Source organism: Tsukamurella sp. 1534 (genome assembly GCF_000312385.1).
In the GTDB taxonomy this organism is placed as follows: Bacteria; Actinomycetota; Actinomycetes; order Mycobacteriales; family Mycobacteriaceae; genus Tsukamurella.
On record NZ_HE997628.1, the window covers coordinates 320,376 to 342,963 of the forward strand.

Genomic DNA, 22,588 nt, shown 5'->3' on the forward strand with positions numbered 1-22,588 from the left:
TACACTCGGCCGAATGAACGCTGATCCGGACGCCCAGCGGTCCCTCCTCGACCTCGCCGAGACGGACGCGGAGATCGCGCGGCTCGCGCACCGCGCCACGCACCTGCCGGAGGACGCCGAGATCGCCGAGCTCGAGAAGCAGGCGACCACCGAGCGGGACGAATCGGTGCGGGTGTCGATCCTCGTGGAGGACCTCGACCGCGACATCGCGAAGCTCGAGAAGGAGGTCGAGCAGACCCGTCTCCGCGAGGCGAAGGACCGCGAGCTGCTCGCCTCGGGCCGGGTCGCGGCGAAGCAGCTCACCGAGATCGAGCACGAGTTGCGCGGCCTGGAGCGCCGCCAGTCGATCCTCGAGGACGAGGAGCTCGAGGTGATGGAGCGCCGCGAGGCGGTGGAGCTGGACCAGCAGCGCGCCGAGGCCACGGTCAACGCGACGACCGACAAGATCGACGCCGCCCGGCGCCGCCGCGACGAGGCGCTCAAGGACATCGAGGTGGCGCGTGGCCGCACCACCGGGACCCGCGAGGATCTCGTGGCGACGGTGCCCGAGGAGCTCTACGCCGAGTACGAGCGGTGCCGGAAGGCGTCCGGCACGGGCGCCGGGCTGCTGCGGGCCCGACGGTGCGGTGCATGCCGCCTCGAACTGGACCGCGGGTTCCTCGACACGGTCTCCAAGACCGCGGCCGATGTGGTGGTGCACTGCGACGAGTGCGGCGCGATCCTGGTGCGGACGAACGAGTCCGGCCTGCCGCAGGCGAAGTCCGAGGAATGAGCGCGCCCCAGCGCGGCGGCTGGACCACGTCCGAGCACGAGCCGACCCGGCTGATCCTGCTCCGGCACGGCCAGACCGCCGCCTCCGTCGCACGCCTGTACTCGGGCCGCGGGAACCCGCCGCTCACCGAGACCGGCCACGCGCAGGCGGCCGCCGCCGCGGGCCTCCTCGCGGACACCGCGATCGACGCGATCCTCAGCTCGCCGCTGGACCGGGCCCGGCAGACCGCCGAGGAGGTCGCCGCGAACCGTGGGCTCACCGTCGAGGTGGAGCCCGGCCTGATCGAGACCGACTTCGGCCAGTGGGACGGGCTCTCGTTCTCCGAGGCCCGCACCCGCGACCCCGAGCTGCACGGCCGCTGGCTCGGCGACACCTCCGTGGCCGCCCCGGGAGGCGAGAGCTTCGACGAGGTGCACGCGCGGGTCGCAGCCGTGTTGGAGCGGGTGACCGCGGAGTACCGCGGTCGCACCGTGCTGCTGGTCTCGCACGTGACGCCGATCAAAACGGCGCTCCGGATCGCCCTCGACGTGGGCCCGCAGCTGCTGTACCGGCTGCACCTGGACCTGGCGTCGATCTCGATCGCCGACTTCTACCCGGACGGCGGGGCCTCGGTGCGACGGGTGAACCACACGCCCGGGCTCTGACCCCGTCGGGGAGGGGTATCCTGTACGACGCGGACGAGCTGACCGGGCGGCCGCGGCGACGGGAACGGCCGGCTCACCGGAGCAGCCCGCGTCGAGGAAAGTCCGGACTCCACAGGGCAGGGTGGTTGTCAACGGCAACCCGGGGTGACCCGCGGGACAGTGCCACAGAGAACAGACCGCCGGGGCGTGAGTCCCGGTAAGGGTGAAACGGTGCGGTAAGAGCGCACCAGCGCGGCGGGTGACCGTCGCGGCTCGGTAAACCCCACCCGGAGCAAGGTCGAAGGCGGAACCGCGAGGTTCCGCTGCGCGCGTGATCGAGGGCTGCCCGCCCGAGCGCGCGGGTGGACCGCTCGAGGCACCCGGCGACGGTGTGTCCAGATGGATGGTCGCCACCGTCCCACGGCGACGTGGGGCGGGACAGGATCCGGCTTACAGGTCAGCTCGTCCGCCCCGGCCCCGCCGGCGCCGCGGCGCGTCAGAAGCCGGCGTCGCCGGTCACGTCGAAGTCGACCCACGCGCTGTGCCGCAGCTCGCGCAGCTCCTTGACCAGGCGACCGCTGCCGCGGCCGCGGATGCCCACCCGGAACATCACCACCTCGACCGTCCCGGTGGAGGCGACGTACAGCCCGGTGGTGCGCAGCCACGTGTGCCCGTACTTCGCGAGCAGGTCGGCCACCCGGGCCTCGTCCTCGGCTCCGGCGTACACGGTCACCACCGCACCGGATTTCAGCATCGGCATGTGCTCATCGTCGCGCGCCGCGGCCCGGGCGGTGCGGAAAAGTTCTAGAAACTCGTCAGTGGGTCCGATTACCGTTTCGGACATGACAGACACAGCAGCGGGTGACTGGGCGATCGAGGCGGTCGGCCTCGTCAAGAGGTTCGGTGACTTCACGGCCGTGGACGGCGTCAGCTTCCAGGTGCCGCGCGGCTCCGTCCTGGGCCTCCTCGGCCCCAACGGCGCCGGGAAGACGACGTGCGTCCGCATGATGACCACCCTGTCGCCGCCCACCTCCGGCACGGCGCGGGTCGCGGGTTTCGACGTGGTCGAGAACCCGGCGCAGGTCCGGCGCAGCATGGGGCTCACGGGCCAGGCCGCCACGGTGGACGAGATCCTCACGGGGCGGGAGAACCTGCGGATGATCGGCGGGCTCTACGGCATCCCGAAGAAGGTGCTGCGGGACCGCGCCGAGCAGCTGCTGGACGAGTTCTCCCTCACCGAGGCGGGGGATAAGCAGGTCAAGGCGTACTCAGGCGGCATGCGCCGGCGGCTCGACCTCGCCGTCAGCCTTCTCACCGCGCCGCCCGTGCTGTTCCTCGACGAGCCCACCACCGGACTGGACCCGCGATCCCGCACCGAGCTGTGGGACGTGTTGCGGTCCCTCGTCGCGCAGGGCACCACCCTGCTCCTCACCACCCAGTACCTCGAGGAGGCCGATCAGCTCGCGGACGACATCGTGGTGATCGACCGCGGCACGGTGATCGCGCACGGCACGCCCCTGCAGCTCAAGGAGCAGGCCGGCGCGGCGAGCCTGGTGCTCACCGTCTCCGAGTCCGCCGACATCCCCCGGGCGCGGGTGCTGCTGGCCGAACTGGGCGGGGAGGTGTTCGTGGACGAGGGCGCGCGCCGCCTCAGTACCCCCGCGGACGGGCTCTCGGACCTCAACCGCGTCGTCGCGGTATTCGCCGAGAGCAACATCTCCGTCGACGACCTGGGGCTCTCGCGCCCCAGCCTGGACGACGTCTTCCTGTCCCTGACCGGCCATCGCACGGAGAGCGAGGCCCCCGCCGCCGAGGAGGCCCCCGCATGACCGCCGCCCCCGCGCCCGCCGCCGCCGGCGCCGCGATCGAGACGCACCAGACCACCATCTGGCAGCAGGCGTGGATCATGGTCCGGCGCAGTATGATCCATACCAAGCGCATGCCGGAGATGCTCTCCGACGTGACGATCCAGCCGATCATGTTCACGCTGCTGTTCGCGTTCGTGTTCGGCGCGGCGATACCCACCCAGGGCGTCTCCTACCGCGAGTACCTGCTGCCGGGCATCCTGGGCCAGACGATGGTGTTCACCTGTTTCGTGGTGGCCGGCGGCCTCACCACGGACCTGGACAAGGGCGTCATCGACCGATTCCGGTCGCTGCCCATCAGCCGCGCGGCGGTGCTCATCGGGCGCAGCGTGGCCAGTCTGCTGCACTCGTCGATCGGCATCGTCGTCATGTGCGTCACCGGCCTCGCGATCGGGTGGCGCATCCGCACCAACCCGGTGGACGCGGTGCTGGGCTTCGCGGTCCTGCTCCTGTTCGGTTTCGCCATGATCTGGTTCGGCATCCTCGTCGGCTGCATGATGCAGTCGATCGAGGCCGTGAACGGGTTCATGTTCGCCACGATGTTCCCGATCACGTTCCTGTCCAACGCCTTCGTGCCCACCGAGGGCATGGCGCCGTGGCTGAGGGCGGTCGCCGAGTGGAACCCGGTGTCCTCGCTCGTGCAGGCCATGCGTGAACTGTGGGGCAACGGGATGCCGCTCCGGCCCGACGCGCCGTGGTCCCTGCAGCACCCGGTGCTCGCCACCGTGGTGTGGGCGGTCGCCCTCACGCTGGTGTTCGCGCCCCTCGCGCTCCGCGCCTTCAACAAGCGCACCACCGATTGAGGGTTCGGGTGTACGCGGCAGCGGGCGGCGTGTGATGTGGAAGACTCCGAGCGTGATCGGAGAACCCCTGCCCCCGCGTATCACCGAGCCCGAACGGCGGCGCGAGCTGCTCGAGAGCGGCGCCATCTACACCGCCCAGCGGTCCGTGCGCGGCGACGCGGTCAGCCCCGACCGGCGCCTCAAGTTCGACGGGGTCGCGCGGTACCTGCAGGACACGGGGCAGGACCACCTGCGCCACGTGGACTACGAGGACGTGCACCCGTACTGGGTGGTGCGGCGCACCGTCATCGAGATCGTCCAGGGCGGTGAGCAGCCCGACATCCTCACCGTGGAGCGCTGGGGTTCGAAGATGGGCTCGCGCTGGTGCAACGTGCGCATCGGCATCGACGGGCAGAAGGGCACCCGGATCGAGACCGAGGCCTTCTGGATCAACTTCAACATCGACACGCTCACCCCGTCGGCGCTGAGCGACACGTTCCTGTCCACGTTCGGGGCGGCCGCGGAGCCGGGAGTGCTGCGCTGGAAGCAGTGGCTCGATCCGAAGCCGCATCCCGATGCGGTGGAGGTGCCGTTCCTGCTGCGCGCGGCAGATCTCGACATCATCCAGCACGTCAACAACGCCGTGTACTGGACCGCGCTCGAGGAGGTGCTCGCCACCCAGCCGGACCTGCGGGAGCGGCTCCCGCTGCGGGGCATCGTGGAGCACAACTCCGCGCTGCAGATCGAGGACGAGCCGCGGCTGCTGGCGCACCGCGAGGGCGACGTGCTGTACGCCTGGCTGGTCGCGGGCGACCGCACCGCCGCCGCGATGAGCGTCGAGGCAGTCGCGGAGTAGGGGCGCACACGTGGCCGGGATCCCCATGCGTGGCGCCGTCCCGTCGTCCGATGTGGACTTCGGCGCGATCCGCACCGAGTTCGAGCTGGTCGAGGACTTCCCCGCGGCGGCGCAGGCCGAGGCGGACGCCGCCGCCGACCGCGCGGCGGACGGCCGCGAGGACCGCCGCGACATCGAGTTCGTGACGATCGATCCGCCCGGGTCCCGCGACCTCGACCAGGCGGTGCACATCGCCGCCGACGGCGACGGCTACCTGGTGCACTACGCCATCGCCGACGTCGGGGCGCTCGTCGCCCCGGGCGGCGCGCTGGAGGCGGAGTCCCTGCGCCGTGGCCAGACCGTGTACCTGCCCGACGGCTCGGTGCCGCTGCACCCCCGGTCGCTGTCCGAGGGCGTCGGATCGCTGCTGCCCGACGAGGACCGCGCCGCCGCGCTCTGGGAGATCCGGCTCGACGCGGCCGGTGAGGTCACTGCCGCGTCCGTGCGGCGCGCCGTGGTCCGCTCCCGCGCCAAGCTCGATTACGCCGGGGTGCAGGCGGATCACGACGCCGGCCGCCCCCACCCCTCGATCGCATTGCTCGCCGACGTCGGGAGGCTCCGCCAGCGATGGGGACGCGCCCACGGGGCCGTCGACCTGCGCCTACCCGCCCAGGAGGCCGTGCGGGGCGCCGACGGCTGGGAGCTGCGGATCGAGCCGCGCACCGACTTCGACGGTTACAACGCCCAGATCTCCCTGCTCACCGGAGTGTGCGCGGCGAAGATCATGCTCGACGCCGGCGTGGGCCTCCTGCGCACGCTGCCCGCCGCGCCCGACGATGCGGTGGCCGACCTCCGCCGCACCGCGTCGGCCATGGGGCAGGCGTGGCCCGACGGCGCCACAGTCGGCGAGTTCCTCGCCGCGGTCGACGTGGGTACCCCGCAGGGGCTCGCGACGATGAGCGACGCGACGCGGCTGCTCCGTGGCTCGGGATACGCCGCGTTCGGCACCTCCGCGGCGCCGGCCGCCCCGGCGGACCCCTCGCACGCCGGCGTCGGCGCGCCGTACGCGCACGTGACCGCGCCGCTGCGCCGCCTGGCCGACCGGTACGCCACCGAGGTGTGCCTCGCCGTGTGTGCGGGCACCGAGGTGCCGGCCTGGGCGCGGGACGCCCTCGACGGCGCCGCGGAGGTCATGCAGCGCACCAACGGCGTCGCGAACAAGATCGACCGGGCATGCATCGACCTCACCGAGACGGTCATCCTCGCCGATCGGGTCGGGGAGACCTTCGAGGCGATCGCCATGCGGGAGGACCAGATCCTGGTCGAGGATCCCGCGGTGATCGCGCCGTGCACGGGCGGGCCCCCGGAGGGCAGCCGCGTCACCGTGCGGCTCGAGAGCGTGGATGCGGTTTCGCGGAAGGTCGGTTTCGTGTACGAATCCGCGCTAACTTAATCCCATGAGCCGACGCCTGGTCCTCGTTTCCGCCCTCACCGCCCTCGTCGCGCCGATCCTCCCGGCCGTCGCCGCCGCGCCTGCCTCCGCCGCGCCCGAATGCGCCGATTACACCTTCATCGGCGTGGCCGGCTCGGGGGAGGGCCGTTCCGGCGGCGGCATGGGCGGCACGGTCAACGCCGCTGCGCAGGCGTTCTCGGCCCAGGCGCGTTCGGCGGGGAAGTCCGTGGCGTCGCGCCCGATCTACTACCCCGCGGCGCCGGTCCCCAGCGGCCTCGACGAGCTCGGCGGTTTCCTGGCCAGCATCAACACCGGCGCGGCCAACACCCAGGGCGACGTCGACATCGTGATCAAGGCCTGCCCGTTCACGAAGATCGTGCTGGTCGGGTATTCGCAGGGCGCGTCCGCCGTGCACCGCGCGCTGCAGCGGATGGGCGACCGCCGGCAGGTGGTGGCGGCGGGCCTCATCGCCGACCCGGACCGCATCCCCAACGACACCACGCGCTACCTCGGGAGCGCGCCGCGCACGCAGGGCATGGCGCAGGCCTCGGCCGTGGTGAGCGGCGCCAACCCGGCGCCGCTGCCCGCCCGCATAGGGGGCCGCACCGTCAGCGTGTGCAACACGGGCGACCCGGTGTGCCACTGGACCGGGGACCTGATGAAGACGGTCAGCGACTCCCACAAGAACTACTCCGGCGCGGACATCGGCGACCGCGTGGCCGCGATCGCCGGGGTCTGACGCGGGCGCGGAGCGCCCCGCCGCGTCAGCGCAGCGCGTGCAGCAGCCGCGGCAGCGTCTCGCGCGCGTCCGCGGCCCGTCGCTCCTCGATGGCGTCCAGCCGGCCCAGCCGGAACGCCACCACCGGGTCCGTGGTCTCGGCCGCGAGGCCGGCGATCGCGTCCCGGGCGATGGTCGCGTCCTGGAACTCGCCGAGCCGGGTCTGGACCCGGGAGAGCGCCTTCACCTCGGCCTTGAGGTCGCCGCGGACCACCGGGTCCACGACGGCGGAGGCGTACCGCAGCCGCTTGGCGTGCTTGCGGATCGCGTGCACATCATCGTCGGTGCAGGCGGCGTCGGAGAGCAGCGCCGAGGACTGTTTGCCGAACGATCGGATCCGCTTGTCCAGCAACGGTGCCAGGCTCTTGACGGCCGGCTGATCGGCGCGATCCCGCAGCGGGGGATCGGCGATGAACGCGTCGATCGCGTCGAGCAGCAGGAAGTACCGGTCGGAGTCCAGCGCGGCGGTCACCCGGCCCCAGCCGCGGGCCTCCGCCGCGCGCTGCCGCTCGGCCAGTGCAGCCGCCGCGCCGCCGAGCTCGCCCTCCGCGTCGAAGTCCTCGAACCGCGCGGCCAGCACCTCGGCGTCGCGGACGCCCCCGAGCACCGACGCCAGCAGCTTGAGCTCCGAGCTCAGCGCCGCCCGCGACGGACCGGAGAAGAACCCCGAGAACTCGGTGAGCACGCTGCGCAGCTGCCGGGTGGCGACCCGCATCTGGTGCACGGAATCCGCGCCGCGGGCCCGTACCCGCGGGTCCTCCCGCACCATCTTGTCGCGGTACGCGGACAGCGCCGCGACCAGGAGCTGACCCGCGGTGGCGTGGGACGCCTTCTTCGGCAGGGGCGGAGCGTTCCGCGCGGGCTCGGAGTCGATCGCCCGGGCCAGCTTGGACGCGGCGTCCGGCTGCCCGCCGCCCGCGGCGCGCAGCGCCTTGTCGACGAGGATCGCGGCCTTCCGGCCGAGCGCGGTGTCCGGGACCTCGAACTCCCACTCCCGCCAGGCCTTCTCGACGCCGTCCGGCAGCAGCGAGATCGAGTGCACGTGATCGTCGACGAACTCCCCGAGGAGCTCACCGTCGACCGCGTGCAGGTACGTGGTGTGCCGCTGATTCTCGACGATCGCGATCGGCGCCAGCTCACGGCCACGGACGATCGCCCGCACCCGCTCGGCGAGCTCCGCCGGAACCGTGTCGTCGTCGCCGAGCTCTGCCGTCACCTCCCGGCGGTCGGCACCGTCGGGCAGCTTGAGGTGCCACCCGTCGTCCTTGCCGCCGGTCCGGCGCCGCAGCGTGATCCGGTTGGCCGACAGGTCCAGCGCCTCCGTGTCGTAGTACACGGCGGTCAGGTGGAAGACGGCGTCGGTCGATGTGCGGTCCACCCCGGACACCGCCGCGAGCGGCGGCACCTCGGTGTCGGCCCCCACCTCGTACTTGGTCTCGATCTCGCGCTGCTCGGACACGCCCTCAGCCTCCTGCCGCGAACCGGTCGGTGGCCTCGATCAGCGCCGAGCGGATCCCGGGCTCGAACGCCGAGTGCCCGGCGTCGGGCACCATCACCAGCTCCGCGGTGGGCCATGCGCGGTGCAGGTCCCACGCGCTGCGCGCCGGGCAGACCACGTCGTAGCGGCCCTGCACGATCACGCCGGGGATGTCGGCGATCGTCGCGGCGTCCCGCAGCAACTGCCCCTCGTCGAGGAAGCCGCCGTTGACGAAGTAGTGGTTCTCGATCTGCGCGAACGGGATCGCGAACCGCGGGTCGTCGGCGTCGGCCGAGCTCTCCGGGGTGTTGATGAGGTGACTGGTGCTGCGCTCCCACTTGGACCAGGCCTTCGCCGCGGTGAGCGCGGTCTCCTGGTCGTCGGAGTGCAGCAGCCGGTGGTAGGCCGCGATCTTGTCGGCCGCCGGTGCCCGGTCCGCCTCGTCGAGTGGTGCCAGGTACGCCTCCCAGTTGTCCGGGTAGATGTGCGAGGCGCCCTCGTTGTAGTACCAGTCGAGCTCGCTGCGGCGCAGCAGGAAGATGCCGCGCAGCACGAGCTCCGTGACCCGCTCGGGGTGCGCCTGCGCGTACGCCAGGCCCAGGGTGGACCCCCACGACCCGCCGAACACCTGCCATCGGTCGATGCCGAGGTGTTCGCGGATCCGCTCGATGTCGGCGATGAGGTGGGCGGTGGTGTTCACGGCCAACCGGTCCGCCAGCGAATCGCCCTCGCCCGATGGGGGATCGGCGATGTGCGGCTTCGACTGCCCGCAGCCGCGCTGGTCGAACACCACGATCCGGTACACCGCCGGATCGAAGAACCGGCGGCAGTCCGGCGACGTGCCGCCGCCGGGCCCGCCGTGGATGAACACCACGGGCTTGCCGCCCGGGCGCCCGCTCTGTTCGACGTGGACGAGCTGGCCGTCGCCCACGTCCAGCAGCTCCGTGCTGTACGGCTCGATCGGGGGATAGAACTCGCGCATCAGAATCCGTGCTCCGGTCCGGGGAACTCGCCCGAGGCGACCTCCGCCACGTACTGCTGGGCTCCGGCGAGCAGATCGTCGCCGATGGTCGCGTAGCGCTTGACGAACCGCGCCACGCGTCCGCGGTTGAGGCCGGACATGTCCTGCCACACCAGGACCTGGCCGTCGCACTCGTTGCCCGCGCCGATGCCGATGGTGGGGATCGCGATCTCCTTGGTCACCTGCGCGGCCACCGCGGAGGGCACCATCTCCAGCACCACCGAGAACGCCCCCGCGGCGTCGACGGCCTTGGCGTCGGCGCGGATCCGGTCCGACGCCTCGTCGCCGCGGCCCTGGACCCGGTTGCCGCCCAGGGTGTTCACCGACTGCGGGGTGAACCCGACGTGGGCCATCACGGGGATCCCGCGGCGCTGCAGGAACTCGATGGTGGGCGCCATGTGCGCCCCACCCTCGAGCTTGACGGCCTCCGCGCCGGCCTTCATGAGCTTCGACGCCGATTCGAAGGCCTGCTCGGGGGAGGCCTCGTAACTGCCGAAGGGCATGTCCGCCACCACGAGAGCGTAGGTCGTGCCGCGGCGCACCGCGGCGACCATCGCCGCCATCACGTCCAGCTCCATGGGCAGCGTGGAGTCGAACCCGTACACGGTGTTCGCTGCGCTGTCGCCGATGAGCAGGGCGGTGACGCCGGCCTCGTCGAAGATCGAGGCGGTCATGTAGTCGTAGCTGGTGAGCATCGCCCATTTCTCGCCGCGCTCCTTGAGCTCGGCCAGGTGGTGGGTGCGTACCTTCTTCCGCGGCTTCTGCGCGGGCCCGGGTTCGGCCCCGGATCCGCCTCCGTACAACGGGGTTTCGGTCATCTGACCCTCCATTTTTCACATGTCCCAGCCGGTATCTCCGGTCCGGGCAGTCGGGTTTGGCGGCCTACGACGGGTCGTGCCACCTGTTCGTGATCGGCATCCGGCGGTCGCGGCCGAACGCCTTCGGCGTGATCTTGGGTCCCAGCGGGTACTGGCGGCGCTTGTACTCGGCGCGGTCCACGAGGCGGGCCACCTTGCGGATCAGGTCCGGCTCGTACCCGGCGGCGGAGATCTCGGCCACGCCCTGGTCCTGCTCCACGTAGCGCCGCAGGATGTCGTCGAGGATGTCGTAGTCGGGGAGGGAGTCGCTGTCCTTCTGGTCCGGCCGCAGCTCGGCCGACGGCTCCTTGGTGATCGACGATTCGGGGATCGGCGGCGTCTCGCCCCGCTCGACCGCGACCTTGTTGCGCCACCGCGCCAGGTCCCACACGAGCGACTTCTCCACGTCGCGGATCGGCGCGTAGGCGCCCACGGCGTCGCCGTAGATCGTCGAATAGCCCACGGCCAGTTCGCTCTTGTTGCCGGTGGCCAGCACCAGGTGCCCGTCGAGGTTGGACAGCGACATCAGAGTCATGCCGCGGCACCGCGCCTGGATGTTCTCCTCCGCCAGGCCGGACAGGTTCAGCTGGCCGACGAAGGACTCCACCATGGTCTCGATGGGTTCGAACCGGAAACGGATGCCCATGCGCCGCGCCTGATCGGCGGCGTCGTCCTTGGAATGGTCCGAGCTGTACTTCGAGGGCATCCCCACGCCGTACACGTTGTCGGCGCCCACCGCGTCGGCGGCGATGACGGCGACCAGCGCCGAGTCGATGCCGCCGGACATGCCGAGGGCGACGGTGCGGCCGCCCACCTTGTGCACGTAGTCCCGGGTGCCCGTGACCAGGGCCGCCCAGATCTGCGCGTTCTGATCGTCGGACTGCGGCCGGCTCGCCGGCTCCTGCGGGTGGTGCGCACTGGGGCGGGCCGGCAGAGGCACCGTCTCCACCTCCCAGCCCTCGACGGACGGTGCGGCGGCCCGGCCCAGCGACGGCACCTCCACCAGCTGCGTGGACTCGACGAACTGCGGGCCGGTGGCGGGCGCGCCCCCGGCGCCGAAGACGAACGAGTCCCCGTCGAACACCAGCTCGTCCTGCCCGCCGACCAGGTTGACGTAGATCATCGGCGCCCCGCCCTCGGCCACCCGCTCGGCTGCGATCGCGCGCCGGGTGGCGGGCTTGCCCACCTCGAACGGGCTGGCGTTGAGGCACAGCACCGCGTCCACGCCGAGCGCGCCCAGGCCGGCCACGGGACCGTCGGGCCACCACACGTCCTCGCAGATCGCGAGCCCCAGCCGCACCCCGTCGACGTCGAGGACCACCAGCCGGTCGCCCGGGGTGAACCACCGCTTCTCGTCGAACACGCCGTAGTTGGGCAGGAAGTGCTTGTCGTACCGGGCCACCAGCTCGCCGCGGTGCAGCACGCCCGCGGCGTTGCGCGCGCCGCCGGTGGGGTTCGTGCTGGTCTCGGGGGCGTCGGGATCGCGGTCCAGGAAGCCCACCACCACGATGAGATCGCCGCAGCCGGCGGCGTCGAGCGCGCGCGCCAGCTCGTGCACCGCCTCGCGGGAGTCGACGGCGAAGGACCGGCGCAGCAGCAGGTCCTCCACGGGGTATCCGGTGAGGGCCATCTCGCCGAACACGGCGACCTGCGCACCGCGCTCGGCGGCGTCCCGCGCGGCGGCGGTGATCCGGCTGACATTGGCCTCGAGGTCACCCACCACGGGGTTGATCTGGCATGCCGCGACACGGAGGGGCGTCATGCATCAACCCTAGCGTTCCCGGGTGGTACCGGGCCGCCCAGCGTCCCGGGGGCGGACGGTGCCGCATGGCAGGATCGGAGCCATGAAGGCCACCAAGTCGCTCACCACGGCGATCGCGCTGCTCGCCGTCGTCAGCCTCGCCGGGTGCGGCACCCGGATCGGCGGGGACCCGGAGCCGTCGGAGGCCCCGTCGAGCGCCGCGACCGGTACCGCGGGCCCGAGCGCCGGGACGCCCGGCGGAGGCGGCGGTGCGGTGCCCGGCTTGGAGAAGTACTACGGGCAGAAGGTCTCGTGGGGCTCCTGCGACGAGATGACCGCCGCCGACGACATCGACCCGGACGCGTACGACCGCACCAAGCTCGAATGCGGGCGCGTCACCGTGCCCGTCGACTACAACGATCCGGGCGAGGGCGAGACGAAGCTCGCGGTGGCGCGCACCAAGGCGACGGGGAAGCGGCAGGGTTCGCTGCTGATGAACCCCGGCGGCCCGGGCGGATCCGGCGTCCAGCAGGTCGCGGCGAAGACCACCGAGCTCGGGAATCTCGCGGTGGCCCAGAGCTTCGACCTGGTGGGCTGGGACCCGCGCGGCGTGGGCGCCTCGTCGCCGGCGGTGAAGTGCTACAGCGACCAGCAGCGCGACGAGAACCGCAAGTCCACCCTGGCCAACGACAACTCGCCCGAGGGCATCGTCAAGCAGGAGGACTTCAACCGCGACCTCGCGAACCTGTGCGAGGAGAAGATGGGCAAGACCTTCCTCGAGCACGTGGGTACCGCCGACACCGTGCGCGACCTCGACGTGCTGCGCGCGGTGCTCGGCGACGAGAAGCTGACCTACCTCGGCTACAGCTACGGCACGTTCATCGGCGCGATCTACGCCGAGACGTTCCCCGAGCGGGTGCGGGCGATGGTGCTGGACGGCGCGGTCGACCCGGCCGAGGATCCGATCGCCTCGTCGGTGCAGCAGATGGCCGGCTTCCAGACCGTGTTCGAGGACTTCGCTAAGGACTGCGCGAGCCGGCCGGACTGCGCGCTCGGCCAGGACCCGGCGCAGGCGACGGCCCGGTACCACCAGCTCGTGCGCCCGCTCATCGACAAGCCGGTGCGCGGGCAGGGCGGCCGGATGCTCAGTTACAGCGACGCCACCACCGGCACCATCCAGGCGATGTACGCCAAGCAGCTCTGGGATCCGTTGCGGCGCGGGCTCGCCAACCTGGCGCGCGGCGACGGCGCGCTCATGCAGCGCCTGGCGGACGTGTATCTCAACCGCGACGAGCGGGGCCGCTACTCACCGATGATGGACGCCAACACCGCCATCAACTGCGTCGACAGCCCCGCCGTCACGGACCCGGCGGAGGTCGCGCGCAAGGACACCGAGATCCGCAAGGCCGCACCGTTCCTCGACGACGGGCGGGGAACCGGCCGCGCGGCGAAGGACGCCTGCTCCTTCTGGCCGGCGGCCCCCACGCTCAAGCCGCACGAGGTGAACGCCGTCGGCGCCCCGAAGACCGTCGTCGTCTCCACGACGCACGATCCGGCGACCCCGTACGAGAACGGCGTGAACCTGGCCAAGCAGCTGAACGCGTCGCTGATCTCGTTCGAGGGCAGCCAGCACACGGTGTCGCTGGAGGGCAATCCCTGCGTCGACGACGCGGTGACCGCCTACCTCAGGGACCTGACACCGCCCGCCGAGGGCCTGCGCTGCACGTAGGCGTCAGCTCGCGGCGAGCACCGTGATCGTGAAGATCAGGCTGTCGCCCTCCTTGATCCCCGCCGCGGGCTGCCCGTTCGGGTAGCCGTCCGCGGCGGTGACGGCCGCGATCACGGTTGCGCCCACCTTCTGCCCGGAGAGCGCCTTCCGGAATCCGGTCACCACGTCGGCGAGGGAGAACTCGACCGATTCGCCGCGCGCGAAGGCGTCGTCGAACACCTCCCCGGTGCGGCCGTTGACCCCCTGGTAGCAGACGGTGGCCACGGAGGCGTCGGTGAGCGTGGCGCCCGTGCCCTCGCGGGTGGTGGTCGCCGAGGTCTTGTCCACCCGGTAGGGCCCCTCGACGGTGACCCGGGGCGCGGTGCGGTCCGTGGGCGGCACGACGGACGCGCGGCCGGTGACCCCTTCGAGCCGCAACGCCGGTTCGGCGTCCTGCGGCGGTGCCGCCGTGGGGCACCCGGTGACCTGATCCGCGGAGCGGCTGGTGCTCGGGGCAGCGGATTCTGTGCCGCTGCCGCAGGCGCCGACGGCACCGAACGCGAGCGCTGCAACCGCGAACCGTGGGAAACGTCCCTTCACGACTGGGACACTACCCGGGGGGACTGTCGAAAAGTCCGGAAGTACCTCGCATATGTAACACGCCGTTAACACCTCCTCGCTTAGGGTCGACCCCATGGACCGGCAGCAGGAGTTCGTGCTTCGCACCATCGAGGAACGGGACATCCGCTTCGTGCGGTTGTGGTTCACCGACGTGCTCGGGTTCCTCAAGTCGGTGGCGATCGCCCCGGCCGAGCTGGAGGGCGCCTTCGCCGAGGGGATCGGCTTCGACGGATCGTCGATCGAGGGCTTCTCCCGCGTCTCCGAGGCGGACACCGTCGCCAAGCCGGACCCGTCCACCTTCCAGGTGCTGCCGTGGGTCGGCAACGACGGCGAGATGCACTCCGTCCGCATGTTCTGCGACATCGCGATGCCCGACGGTACGCCGTCCTGGGGCGACAGCCGGCACGTGCTGCGGCGCCAGCTGAACCGCGCGGCCGATCTGGGGTTCTCCTGCTACGTGCACCCGGAGATCGAGTTCTACCTGCTCAAGCGCGAACCCGACGCGCAGGGCAACCCGATCCCCGCGGACACGGGCGGCTACTTCGACCAGGCCGTGCACGAATCGGCACCGAACTTCCGCCGCAACGCGATCGAGGCGCTCGAGGCGATGGGGATCTCGGTGGAGTTCAGCCACCACGAGGCCGGCCCCGGCCAGCAGGAGATCGACCTGCGGTACGCCGATGCGCTCTCCATGGCGGACAACGTGATGACCTTCCGCTACCTCGTCAAGGAGGTGGCGATGGCCGGCGGCGTCAAGGCGTCGTTCATGCCGAAGCCGTTCAGCACCCACCCCGGCTCCGGGATGCACACGCACATGAGCCTGTTCGAGGGCGATTCCAACGCCTTCAACGACCCGGACGACGAACTGCAGCTCTCGTCCACCGGCAAGGCGTTCATCGCCGGAATCCTGCACCACGCACCGGAGATCTCCGCCGTCACCAATCAGTGGGTGAACTCCTACAAGCGCCTGGTGACCGGCGACGAGGCGCCCACCGCCGCCACCTGGGGCGCCGCCAACCGGTCCGCGATGGTGCGCGTGCCCCTGTACACCCCGAACAAGGCCTCCAGTCGCCGCATCGAGGTGCGCTCGCCCGATTCGGCCTGCAACCCGTACCTCGCCTTCGCGGTGCTGTGCGCGGCCGGCCTGGAGGGCGTCAAGCAGGGCTACGAGCTGCCCGAGGCGGCCGAGGACGACGTGCGCCAGATGACCGCGCGCGAGCGCCGGTCGATGGGCTTCCGGGACCTGCCGAGCGGCCTGGACGACGCGCTGGTGCTGATGGAGAAGAGCGAGTTGGTCGCGGAGACCCTGGGGGAGCACGTCTTCGAGTACTTCCTGCGGAACAAGTGGGCGGAGTGGCACGACTACCGCGCGGTGGTCACGCCCTTCGAACTCGACCGCTACCTCTCGCTGTAAGGGGCGCGCGGTGCCGCCGACTTCCCGCGAGGTCCGCCGCCCCGGCGCCGGCCGGCTCGGCCTTCTCGCGGAGGGTGCAGAGGCCGACCTGGAGACCCTGGGATGGACCGACGCCGAATCCACCGATCAGCTCTGGGCGCTGTCCCGTGCCGCGGACCCGGACTGGACGCTCCGTGCCCTGATCCGGCTGCGTGAGAGCGAGGGGGAGGCCTGGCCGGAGATCGACGGGCTGCTCCGCGACGACGTCACCTTCCGCGGCCGGCTGCTGGGCCTGCTCGGCGCGTCCGACGCGCTGGGCGACCACCTGATCAGCACGCCGGGCACCTGGCGCCTGCTCGCGGACACCGCACCGCTGAAGTCCCGCGACGACCTCATCGCCGCCATGCTGGACGCGGTGGACGCCGTGAAGGTCCCGGGCCGCGCCGACGACGACCTGCTCTACCGCGCCGCCGTGACCGGTCCGCAGGCCGTGGCGCTGCTGCGCGACCGCTACCGCGACCTGATGACGGTGCTGGCCGCGCGGGACCTCGCCGAGCTCGTGGAGAACGAGCCGACCCTGCCGTTCCCGATCGTGGGGTCCCACCTCGCCGATCTCGCCGACGCCGCGCTCACCGCCGCACTCGCCGTGGCCGTGGCGACCGTGTTCCCCGACGCCGATCCCGAGGGCCGCCTCGCCGTCGTCGCGATGGGCAAATGCGGTGCGCGGGAACTGAACTACGTCTCCGACGTGGACATCGTGTTCGTCGCCGAACCCGCGGACGGCGCGAGCGCGCGCCTCGCCGGGGAGATGATGCGCATCGGCTCCGCGGCCTTCTTCGACGTGGATGCGGCCCTGCGGCCCGAGGGGAAGAACGGCAGCCTGACCCGCACTCTGGAATCCCATGTGGCGTACTACAAGCGGTGGGCCAAGACGTGGGAGTTCCAGGCGCTGCTCAAGGCCCGCCCGCAGACCGGCGACATGGCGCTGGGGTACGAATACCTCGCCGCCGTGAACCCCATGGTGTGGGAGGCCACCGAGCGCGAGGACTTCGTCCAGGACGTGCAGCAGATGCGGCGCCGCGTCGAGGAGAACATCGCGCCGGACCTGCGCGAGCGCGAGCTCAAGCTGGGCCGCGGCGGCCTGCGCGACGTGGAGTTCGCCGTCCAGCTACTGCAGTTGGTGCACGGCCGCACCGACGAGACTCTGCGTGAGCGCAGCACCGTGGAGGCGCTCGCCGCCCTCACCGCGGGCGGCTACGTGGGCCGCGAGGACGGCGCGAACTTCACCGCGTCCTACGAGTTCCTGCGCCTGTTGGAGCACCGGCTCCAGCTGCGCCGCATGGAGCGTACGCACCTGCTGCCGCCGCCCGACCACGAGGAGGCGTGGCGCTGGCTGGCCCGCGCCGCGCACGTTCGCCCGGACGGCGACCGGGACGCGGCGGGCGTGCTGCGCGGCGAGCTCAAACGCCAGTCGGCGCGGGTCCGCCGGCTGCACACGAAGCTGTTCTACCGCCCGCTGCTGGATTCGATCGCCCAGCTCGACGCCGATGCGGTGAGCCTCTCGGACGACGCGATCGTCTCGCGGCTGAGCGCGCTGGGATTCCGGCAGGCGCAGCACGCCCTCGCCCACCTCAAGGCGATGGCCGACTCCTCCCGGCGCGGCCGGATCCAGACCATCCTGCTTCCCACTCTGCTCGAATGGCTCAGCGAGACACCCAATCCCGACGCCGGCCTGCTGAACTACCGCAAGCTCTCCGAGGACCTGCGGGACGTGGAGTGGTACCTGCGCGTGCTGCGCGACGAATCGGTGGTGGCCGAGCGGCTGATGACCGTGCTCGGCTCCTCGACCTTCGTGGCGGAGCTGTTGGGCCGCTCGCCCGAGGTGATCAGGATGTACTCGGACGGGGCGACGGGGCCGAAGCTCACCGAGACCTCGCCGCGCGAGGTGTACAACGGGATGCTCGCCGCGGTCAGCCGGTCGCACCACCGGGACCGCGCCATCGCGGTGGCGCGGGCCATGCGGCGCAGTGAGATCGCCCGCGTCGCGTCCGCCGACATCCTGGGCATGCTGACAGTGCCCGAGGTGTGCGCCGCGCTCTCCTCGGTGTGGGGGGCCGCGCTCGACGCGGCGCTGGTGTCCGAGATCGCCACGACGATAGCCGAGCGCGAATCGAGCCGGCGTGAGGTTCGGCCGGGCGCGCCCGCCAGGATCGCCGTCATCGGCATGGGCAGGCTCGGCGGCCACGAGATCGGCTACGGCTCCGATGCCGACGTGCTGTTCGTGTGCGACCCCGTCGAGGGCGCCGACGAGGCCGACGCGGTCCGCTGGGCGAACCAGGTGGCCGATGCCGTCCGCACGCGGCTCGGCGCACCGTCGGTGGATCCCGGCCTCGAAGTGGACACCGGACTGCGGCCGGAGGGACGCAACGGGCCCGTCGTGCGCACGCTGGCCGCCTACCGCGCGTACTACCAGCAGTGGGCGCAGCCGTGGGAGGTCCAGGCCCTGCTGCGTGCCACGCACGTCGCGGGCGACGACGACCTGGCGCTGGAGTTCCTGGTCATGGCCGACGAGATCAGGTATCCGGCGGGCGGCGTGCCCCCGTCCACCGTGAACGAGTTGCGGCGCATCAAGGCGCGCGTGGACTCCGAGCGGCTGCCCCGCGGCGCGGACCCGGCCACGCACACCAAGCTGGGCCGCGGCGGCCTCTCCGACGTCGAGTGGACCGTGCAGCTGGAGCAGCTGCGCTACGCGGGAGACGTTCCGTCCCTGCGGAACACGTCCACGCTGGAGTCGCTCGACACGATCCGCGCGGAGGAGCTGCTGCCGGAGAGCGACGTGCAGCTGCTGCGCGACGCCTGGCTGACCGCGACCCGCGCCCGCAACGCCCTGTTCCTGGTGCGCGGCAAGCCCGTCGACCAGCTTCCCGGCCCGGGCGCCGTGCTGGCCAACGTGGCGTACGTGGCGGGCTGGCGCGAGGACGCGCTGGAGTACCTCGAGGACTACCTGCGCACGACGCGACGCGCGCGGGCCGTGGTGGACCGGGTGTTCTGGGGCGAGTAGCGCTTCGCCAGGCAGAATGTCGGCATGAGGATGTTCATTCGGCTGGCGGCGAGCCTCGCCGGCACCGCGGCCCTGCTCATCGCCGTCGGTGCCCTCGCGCTGCACTTCTGGCCCGGCACGCAGAAGGTCACCATCGCGGCGGCCGCGGTCTCCCCGGTGCTGTTCGTGGCCGCCGTCGCGCTCGCGGCGGTGTGCCTGCTGACCGCGCGGGCGTGGCTGCGGCTGGTGCTCGTGATCGCCGTCGCGGCAGCAGGTGCCTGGGTGCAGTCGCCGCTGTGGCGGGCGGACGGCGCGCCCACCGGCCCCGCGCTCACCGTTCTGTCCACCAACCTCCAGGTGGGCCGCGCGGACGTCGCGGCCCTCGCCCGGCTGGTGCGCGACGAGCGCGTCGACGTGCTCGCCGTCCAGGAGATCACGCCCGAGGCGGCGCGGGGTGTCGAGTCGTCCACGATCGCCGCGGACCTGCCGTACCGGATCGTGCGCCCCGAGGCGATGGCGTCCGGCACCGCCCTGTACAGCCGGTACCCGCTCTCCAGCACGGCGGAGATCCCCGGGTTCGCGATGCGTTCGCTCACCGCCGTTGCGGCAGTGCCCGGGCGCGGCGACGTGCAGCTGTTCGCGCTGCATCCGGTGCCGCCCACCGACGCCGGCTGGGCCGACGAGCTGCGCCGCGTCGAGACCCTGCTGCACGGGGTGCCTGAGCCGAAACCCGTGATCGCCCTGGGGGATTACAACGCCACCTACGACCACACCCCGTTCCGGCGGCTGCTCGCCGACGGGTACCGCGACGCCGGCGACCTCGCGGGTGCGGGCTGGCTGCCCACCTACCCCACAGACAAGTCCTACCCGGCGATGGTGGGCATCGACCACGTCCTGCTGCGGGGGCTCGGCGCGGCGGACGTGACGCGCCACGACCTGCCCGGCGCCGACCACAAGGCGCTGCTGGCGAAGGTGGGTTAGGGCAGGGGCCGCGCGGTCCACTCCAGCGTGTAGCGGAACGGGAGGCGGCGGCGCACCGTCGAACCCGGGAGGATCCGGCCGGCGGCCTCCGCGATCTGGTCCACGGTGTGCTCGGGATCGCGCACCGGGAACGGTGGCTCGGCCCGCGGAACCGACGTGGGGATCGGATGCCGCAGGAACCCCATGACGGGGTTCGCGAGCGCGGAGCCGGTGAGCCACACCGCGTCGGCGACCGAGCCCTCGCGGGCGAGCCCGACCACCAGCAGGCGCCCGCCCGGCGCGAGGAGCGCGCGGCACCGCTCCAGGGCGGGCGCGAGCTCGAGGTGGTGCAGCGTGGCGATCATGGTGATCAGGTCGTACGGGCCGTCGGCGGCGTCGAACCCGTCGATCACCCGGACGCGCCGCTCGCCGCGCTCCTCGGTCGCGGCCCGCATGCCCTCGTCGCGGTCCGCGGCGTCGACCGCGTCGAACCGCTGCGCGAGACGGGACGCGAGGAGCCCTTCGCCGCAGCCGACGTCGAGTGCCCGCGCCCGGCGCTCGGGGAGGTTGCCCAGGATCCAGCCGTGGAAGTGGTCGTTGTGGCTGAACGGGTGCCGCGCGTTGAACCAGCCCAGCGCGCGGATCGGCAGCTGCAGCGCCGGATGGGTCCGCAGGTCCACCACGGGCGCCTACTTCTTCACGGCGAGGATCTTGATCGCGAAGATCAGCGTGTCACCCGGCTCGATGCCCGCGGACGGCTGGCCCGTGGGGTAGCCGTCGGCGGGCGCGATCGCCACACCCACCGAGGAGCCCACCTTCTGCCCGGCGATGGCCTTCTTGAAGCCCGGGATCACTCCGTCCAGCGGGAACTCCGTCGGCTTGCCGCGGTTGTAGGTGCTGTCGAAGGGGTCGCCGCCCGTGCGGCCGTTGACGCCGAGGTAGCAGACGGAGACCGTCGCGTTCTCGGGCACGACCTCGCCCTCCGCCTCGCCGTCCGAGGGGAACGCCTTGACCTGCGTCTCCTGGACGGAGAACGGGGGCTTCACCCGGACCACGGGTGCCGCCGAATCGGTGGGGCCGGTGACCTCGATCGAGCCCTGCCCGCCCTCCAGCGTCCAGTCCGGCGCGGTGGACGTGCCGGGCGAGCCGGTGGGGCACGACGCGGCGGTGTTCGACGCCGAATCGCACGCCGTGAGGGCGGAGGCGGCGAGGGTGGTCGCGACGACGGCGGTGACGAGGCGGGACGCATGCATGGGTTCGAACGTACCCGCCCGCGGGGCACGTACGCTGGACCCGGTGGGTGAACGCGACTGGATCGGGCGGCTGCTGCGCGCGGCGGCCGCGGATCGCTGGGCTCGGCGCGGCATCGATCTCGGCGAGCGCGTGCTGGTCCGGATGGAACCGCCGCCGGAACCCGAGCCCCAGCCGGCCCCCGAGGAACCCGAGCCCGAACCCGAGCTGCTGTATCTGGTGAGTCTTGCGGGACATCCGAATTACGGCGACGAACTGGTCCTGCGGACGTGGCTGCGGCACCTCGCGCGGGTGCGGCCGGAGGCGAGCGTCGTGGTGGACGTGGCGCACCTCGGCGAAGCGGGGCTCCTGTTCGCCGGCGATCACCCGCACGCCGTGTTCGTCGACACGCTGTGGCGCCTGGCGCGATTCGCCGCCGACGAGCCCGATGAGCTGGGCGGCCGCACCCCGCAGGACTGGGTGGCGCTGGCCGCGACCGAGCTCGGTGTCGCACCCGGCCTCGCGGAGGGGGTCGACCACCTGCGCCGCGCAGACAGCGTGCACATCCTGGGCGGCGGATTCGTCAACGCCCTGTGGCCGCAATGGCTTCCGGTGGTCTCCGCGGTCGCCGAGGTGAGCCGCCGCACCGGCGCCCGCGCCTCCGCCTCGGGCCTCGGGCTCCTGCCGTTGCCGGACGGCGGCGACCTCGCCCGGCTGCGGTCGGACGCGCGCGGTTTCGCGGTGTTCGACGTCCGCGACGACGCGTCCTTCGCGGCGCTCGACGGTGTTCCCGGCAGGTCCTTCACCGGCGACGACGTGTGGCTCGGGACCGATCCGGAGCCGGACACCGCTCCGGCCGGGGAGGACGCGGGTGCGGGCGGCGGTGTGGCCCTGTGCATCCAATCGGACCTGTCCGAGGACTTCGCGTGGGACGGGGCCACCGGTACCGAAGCACTCGCCGCGTTCCTCGTGGCCACGCTCGACGCGTGGGACGTCCCGGGGGACCAGGTGACCGTGGTCGAGGGCATCCCGGGGTTCGACTACACCGTCCCGAAACTCATGGGGGACAGGCTCGACGGTGCGCGGTTCGTCCCGTTCCTCGACGTGTGGCGCGAGGGGCTGCCCGTCGGGGACGGGCTCACGTGGATCAGCACCCGCTTCCATCCGCACCTCGTGGCCGCCGCGGCCGGCGACAGCGGCGTGGCCGTGGTGCCCAAGCCCGACTACTACGGGATCAAGCACGGCTCCCTCGTCGCCGCCGGCTCGCGGTGGACGATGGTCGACGGGGCGGCCGCGGTTCCCGCCCGCCCCGGCGCCGGGGGCTTCCCGGACGCGGACCGTCGGGCGGCCGTCGCCCGGAAGAACGCCCTGGCGGAACGGCTCTATCCCCGCCGCTGACCGCGCCTGACCGCCGGTGACCGGCGTACGGTCG

At 72.2% G+C, this 22,588-nt stretch carries 20 protein-coding genes and 1 other RNA gene; 13 read left to right on the plus strand and 8 right to left on the minus strand.

The features are described 5' to 3' along the window. Nucleotides 1–13: 13 nt before the first annotated feature. The 3 genes from BN39_RS19645 (at nt 14) to rnpB (ending at nt 1,864) form a co-directional block, all read left to right on the plus strand. Nucleotides 14–772: a zinc ribbon domain-containing protein gene (locus tag BN39_RS19645; RefSeq protein ID WP_019204158.1), complete on the plus strand. Its 759-nt coding sequence runs from the start codon at nt 14–16 to the stop codon at nt 770–772. Then, entirely contained in the window at nt 769–1,416 is a 648-nt protein-coding gene (locus BN39_RS19650; protein WP_019204159.1) for a histidine phosphatase family protein, read from the plus strand. Before BN39_RS19645 ends, BN39_RS19650 begins: the two co-directional genes overlap by 4 nt. Before the next feature lie 34 nt (nt 1,417–1,450). Then, an RNA gene (gene rnpB / locus BN39_RS22510) (RNase P RNA component class A) lies at nt 1,451–1,864 on the plus strand. A gap of 27 nt (nt 1,865–1,891) precedes the next feature. On the opposite strand, the gene BN39_RS19655 is transcribed toward rnpB, so the two are convergent. After that, entirely contained in the window at nt 1,892–2,155 is a 264-nt protein-coding gene (locus BN39_RS19655) for a hypothetical protein (RefSeq protein ID WP_019204160.1), read from the minus strand. 82 nt (nt 2,156–2,237) lie between these two features. Here BN39_RS19655 and BN39_RS19660 point away from each other — a divergent pair, with 82 nt between their 5' ends. The 5 genes from BN39_RS19660 to BN39_RS19680 are packed head-to-tail and all read left to right on the plus strand — an operon-like array spanning nt 2,238 to nt 7,069. After that, a complete protein-coding gene (locus BN39_RS19660) occupies nt 2,238–3,224 on the plus strand; it encodes a daunorubicin resistance protein DrrA family ABC transporter ATP-binding protein (RefSeq protein ID WP_019204161.1) in 987 nt (328 codons plus the stop codon). Next, nucleotides 3,221–4,063, plus strand: a complete 843-nt coding sequence (locus BN39_RS19665) for an ABC transporter permease (RefSeq protein WP_019204162.1) — start codon at nt 3,221–3,223, stop codon at nt 4,061–4,063. The genes BN39_RS19660 and BN39_RS19665 overlap by 4 nt, the downstream gene beginning before the upstream one ends. A 52-nt stretch (nt 4,064–4,115) precedes the next feature. Continuing rightward, entirely contained in the window at nt 4,116–4,898 is a 783-nt protein-coding gene (locus tag BN39_RS19670; RefSeq protein ID WP_237741736.1) for an acyl-[acyl-carrier-protein] thioesterase, read from the plus strand. 25 nt (nt 4,899–4,923) lie between these two features. Beyond that, complete coding sequence (locus tag BN39_RS19675; protein WP_040768910.1) at nt 4,924–6,330, plus strand: RNB domain-containing ribonuclease; 1,407 nt, start codon at nt 4,924–4,926, stop codon at nt 6,328–6,330. Nucleotides 6,331–6,334: 4 nt separating this feature from the next. After that, entirely contained in the window at nt 6,335–7,069 is a 735-nt protein-coding gene (locus BN39_RS19680; protein ID WP_019204165.1) for a cutinase family protein, read from the plus strand. A 25-nt stretch (nt 7,070–7,094) separates the two neighbouring features. Here BN39_RS19680 and BN39_RS19685 read toward each other — a convergent pair whose 3' ends face one another. The 4 genes from BN39_RS19685 to BN39_RS19700 all read right to left on the minus strand — a co-directional run bounded on the left by BN39_RS19685 (nt 7,095) and on the right by BN39_RS19700 (nt 12,225). Beyond that, complete coding sequence (locus tag BN39_RS19685; protein ID WP_019204166.1) at nt 7,095–8,567, minus strand: CYTH and CHAD domain-containing protein; 1,473 nt, start codon at nt 8,565–8,567, stop codon at nt 7,095–7,097. Between the two features lie 4 nt (nt 8,568–8,571). Then, nucleotides 8,572–9,567: a prolyl aminopeptidase gene (gene pip / locus BN39_RS19690; protein ID WP_019204167.1), complete on the minus strand. Its 996-nt coding sequence runs from the start codon at nt 9,565–9,567 to the stop codon at nt 8,572–8,574. Then, the gene (gene panB, locus BN39_RS19695; protein WP_019204168.1) at nt 9,567–10,424 is read right to left on the minus strand and encodes a 3-methyl-2-oxobutanoate hydroxymethyltransferase; all 858 of its coding nucleotides are present in this window, start codon (nt 10,422–10,424) and stop codon (nt 9,567–9,569) included. Before panB ends, pip begins: the two co-directional genes overlap by 1 nt. A gap of 64 nt (nt 10,425–10,488) precedes the next feature. After that, complete coding sequence (locus BN39_RS19700; RefSeq protein WP_019204169.1) at nt 10,489–12,225, minus strand: NAD+ synthase; 1,737 nt, start codon at nt 12,223–12,225, stop codon at nt 10,489–10,491. An 82-nt stretch (nt 12,226–12,307) separates the two neighbouring features. Between BN39_RS19700 and BN39_RS19705 the strand changes: the two genes are divergently transcribed. Beyond that, nucleotides 12,308–13,933 (plus strand): alpha/beta hydrolase, encoded by a 1,626-nt coding sequence (locus BN39_RS19705; protein ID WP_019204170.1) that lies wholly within the window; start codon nt 12,308–12,310, stop codon nt 13,931–13,933. Nucleotides 13,934–13,936: 3 nt separating this feature from the next. On the opposite strand, the gene BN39_RS19710 is transcribed toward BN39_RS19705, so the two are convergent. Next, a complete protein-coding gene (locus tag BN39_RS19710; RefSeq protein ID WP_019204171.1) occupies nt 13,937–14,512 on the minus strand; it encodes an FKBP-type peptidyl-prolyl cis-trans isomerase in 576 nt (191 codons plus the stop codon). A gap of 94 nt (nt 14,513–14,606) precedes the next feature. On the opposite strand from BN39_RS19710, the gene glnA reads away from it, so the two are divergent. From glnA to BN39_RS19725, 3 genes are read left to right on the plus strand one after another with little or no spacing between them, the layout of a single operon-like run. Next, complete coding sequence (gene glnA / locus BN39_RS19715; protein WP_019204172.1) at nt 14,607–15,947, plus strand: type I glutamate--ammonia ligase; 1,341 nt, start codon at nt 14,607–14,609, stop codon at nt 15,945–15,947. 10 nt (nt 15,948–15,957) lie between these two features. After that, nucleotides 15,958–18,987 carry a bifunctional [glutamine synthetase] adenylyltransferase/[glutamine synthetase]-adenylyl-L-tyrosine phosphorylase gene (locus BN39_RS19720; RefSeq protein ID WP_019204173.1) on the plus strand — a complete coding sequence of 1,010 codons (3,030 nt, stop codon included), beginning with the start codon at nt 15,958–15,960 and terminating at the stop codon, nt 18,985–18,987. 24 nt (nt 18,988–19,011) lie between these two features. After that, complete coding sequence (locus BN39_RS19725; protein ID WP_040768742.1) at nt 19,012–19,947, plus strand: endonuclease/exonuclease/phosphatase family protein; 936 nt, start codon at nt 19,012–19,014, stop codon at nt 19,945–19,947. Here the strand turns inward: BN39_RS19725 and BN39_RS19730 are convergent. Then, entirely contained in the window at nt 19,944–20,606 is a 663-nt protein-coding gene (locus BN39_RS19730; RefSeq protein WP_081586234.1) for a bifunctional 2-polyprenyl-6-hydroxyphenol methylase/3-demethylubiquinol 3-O-methyltransferase UbiG, read from the minus strand. The genes BN39_RS19725 and BN39_RS19730 overlap by 4 nt on opposite strands. 9 nt (nt 20,607–20,615) lie before the next feature. After that, nucleotides 20,616–21,179, minus strand: a complete 564-nt coding sequence (locus BN39_RS19735; protein WP_019204176.1) for an FKBP-type peptidyl-prolyl cis-trans isomerase — start codon at nt 21,177–21,179, stop codon at nt 20,616–20,618. Between the two features lie 43 nt (nt 21,180–21,222). Between BN39_RS19735 and BN39_RS19740 the strand changes: the two genes are divergently transcribed. Next, nucleotides 21,223–22,554: a polysaccharide pyruvyl transferase family protein gene (locus tag BN39_RS19740; RefSeq protein WP_237741737.1), complete on the plus strand. Its 1,332-nt coding sequence runs from the start codon at nt 21,223–21,225 to the stop codon at nt 22,552–22,554. Nucleotides 22,555–22,588 lie beyond the last annotated feature (34 nt).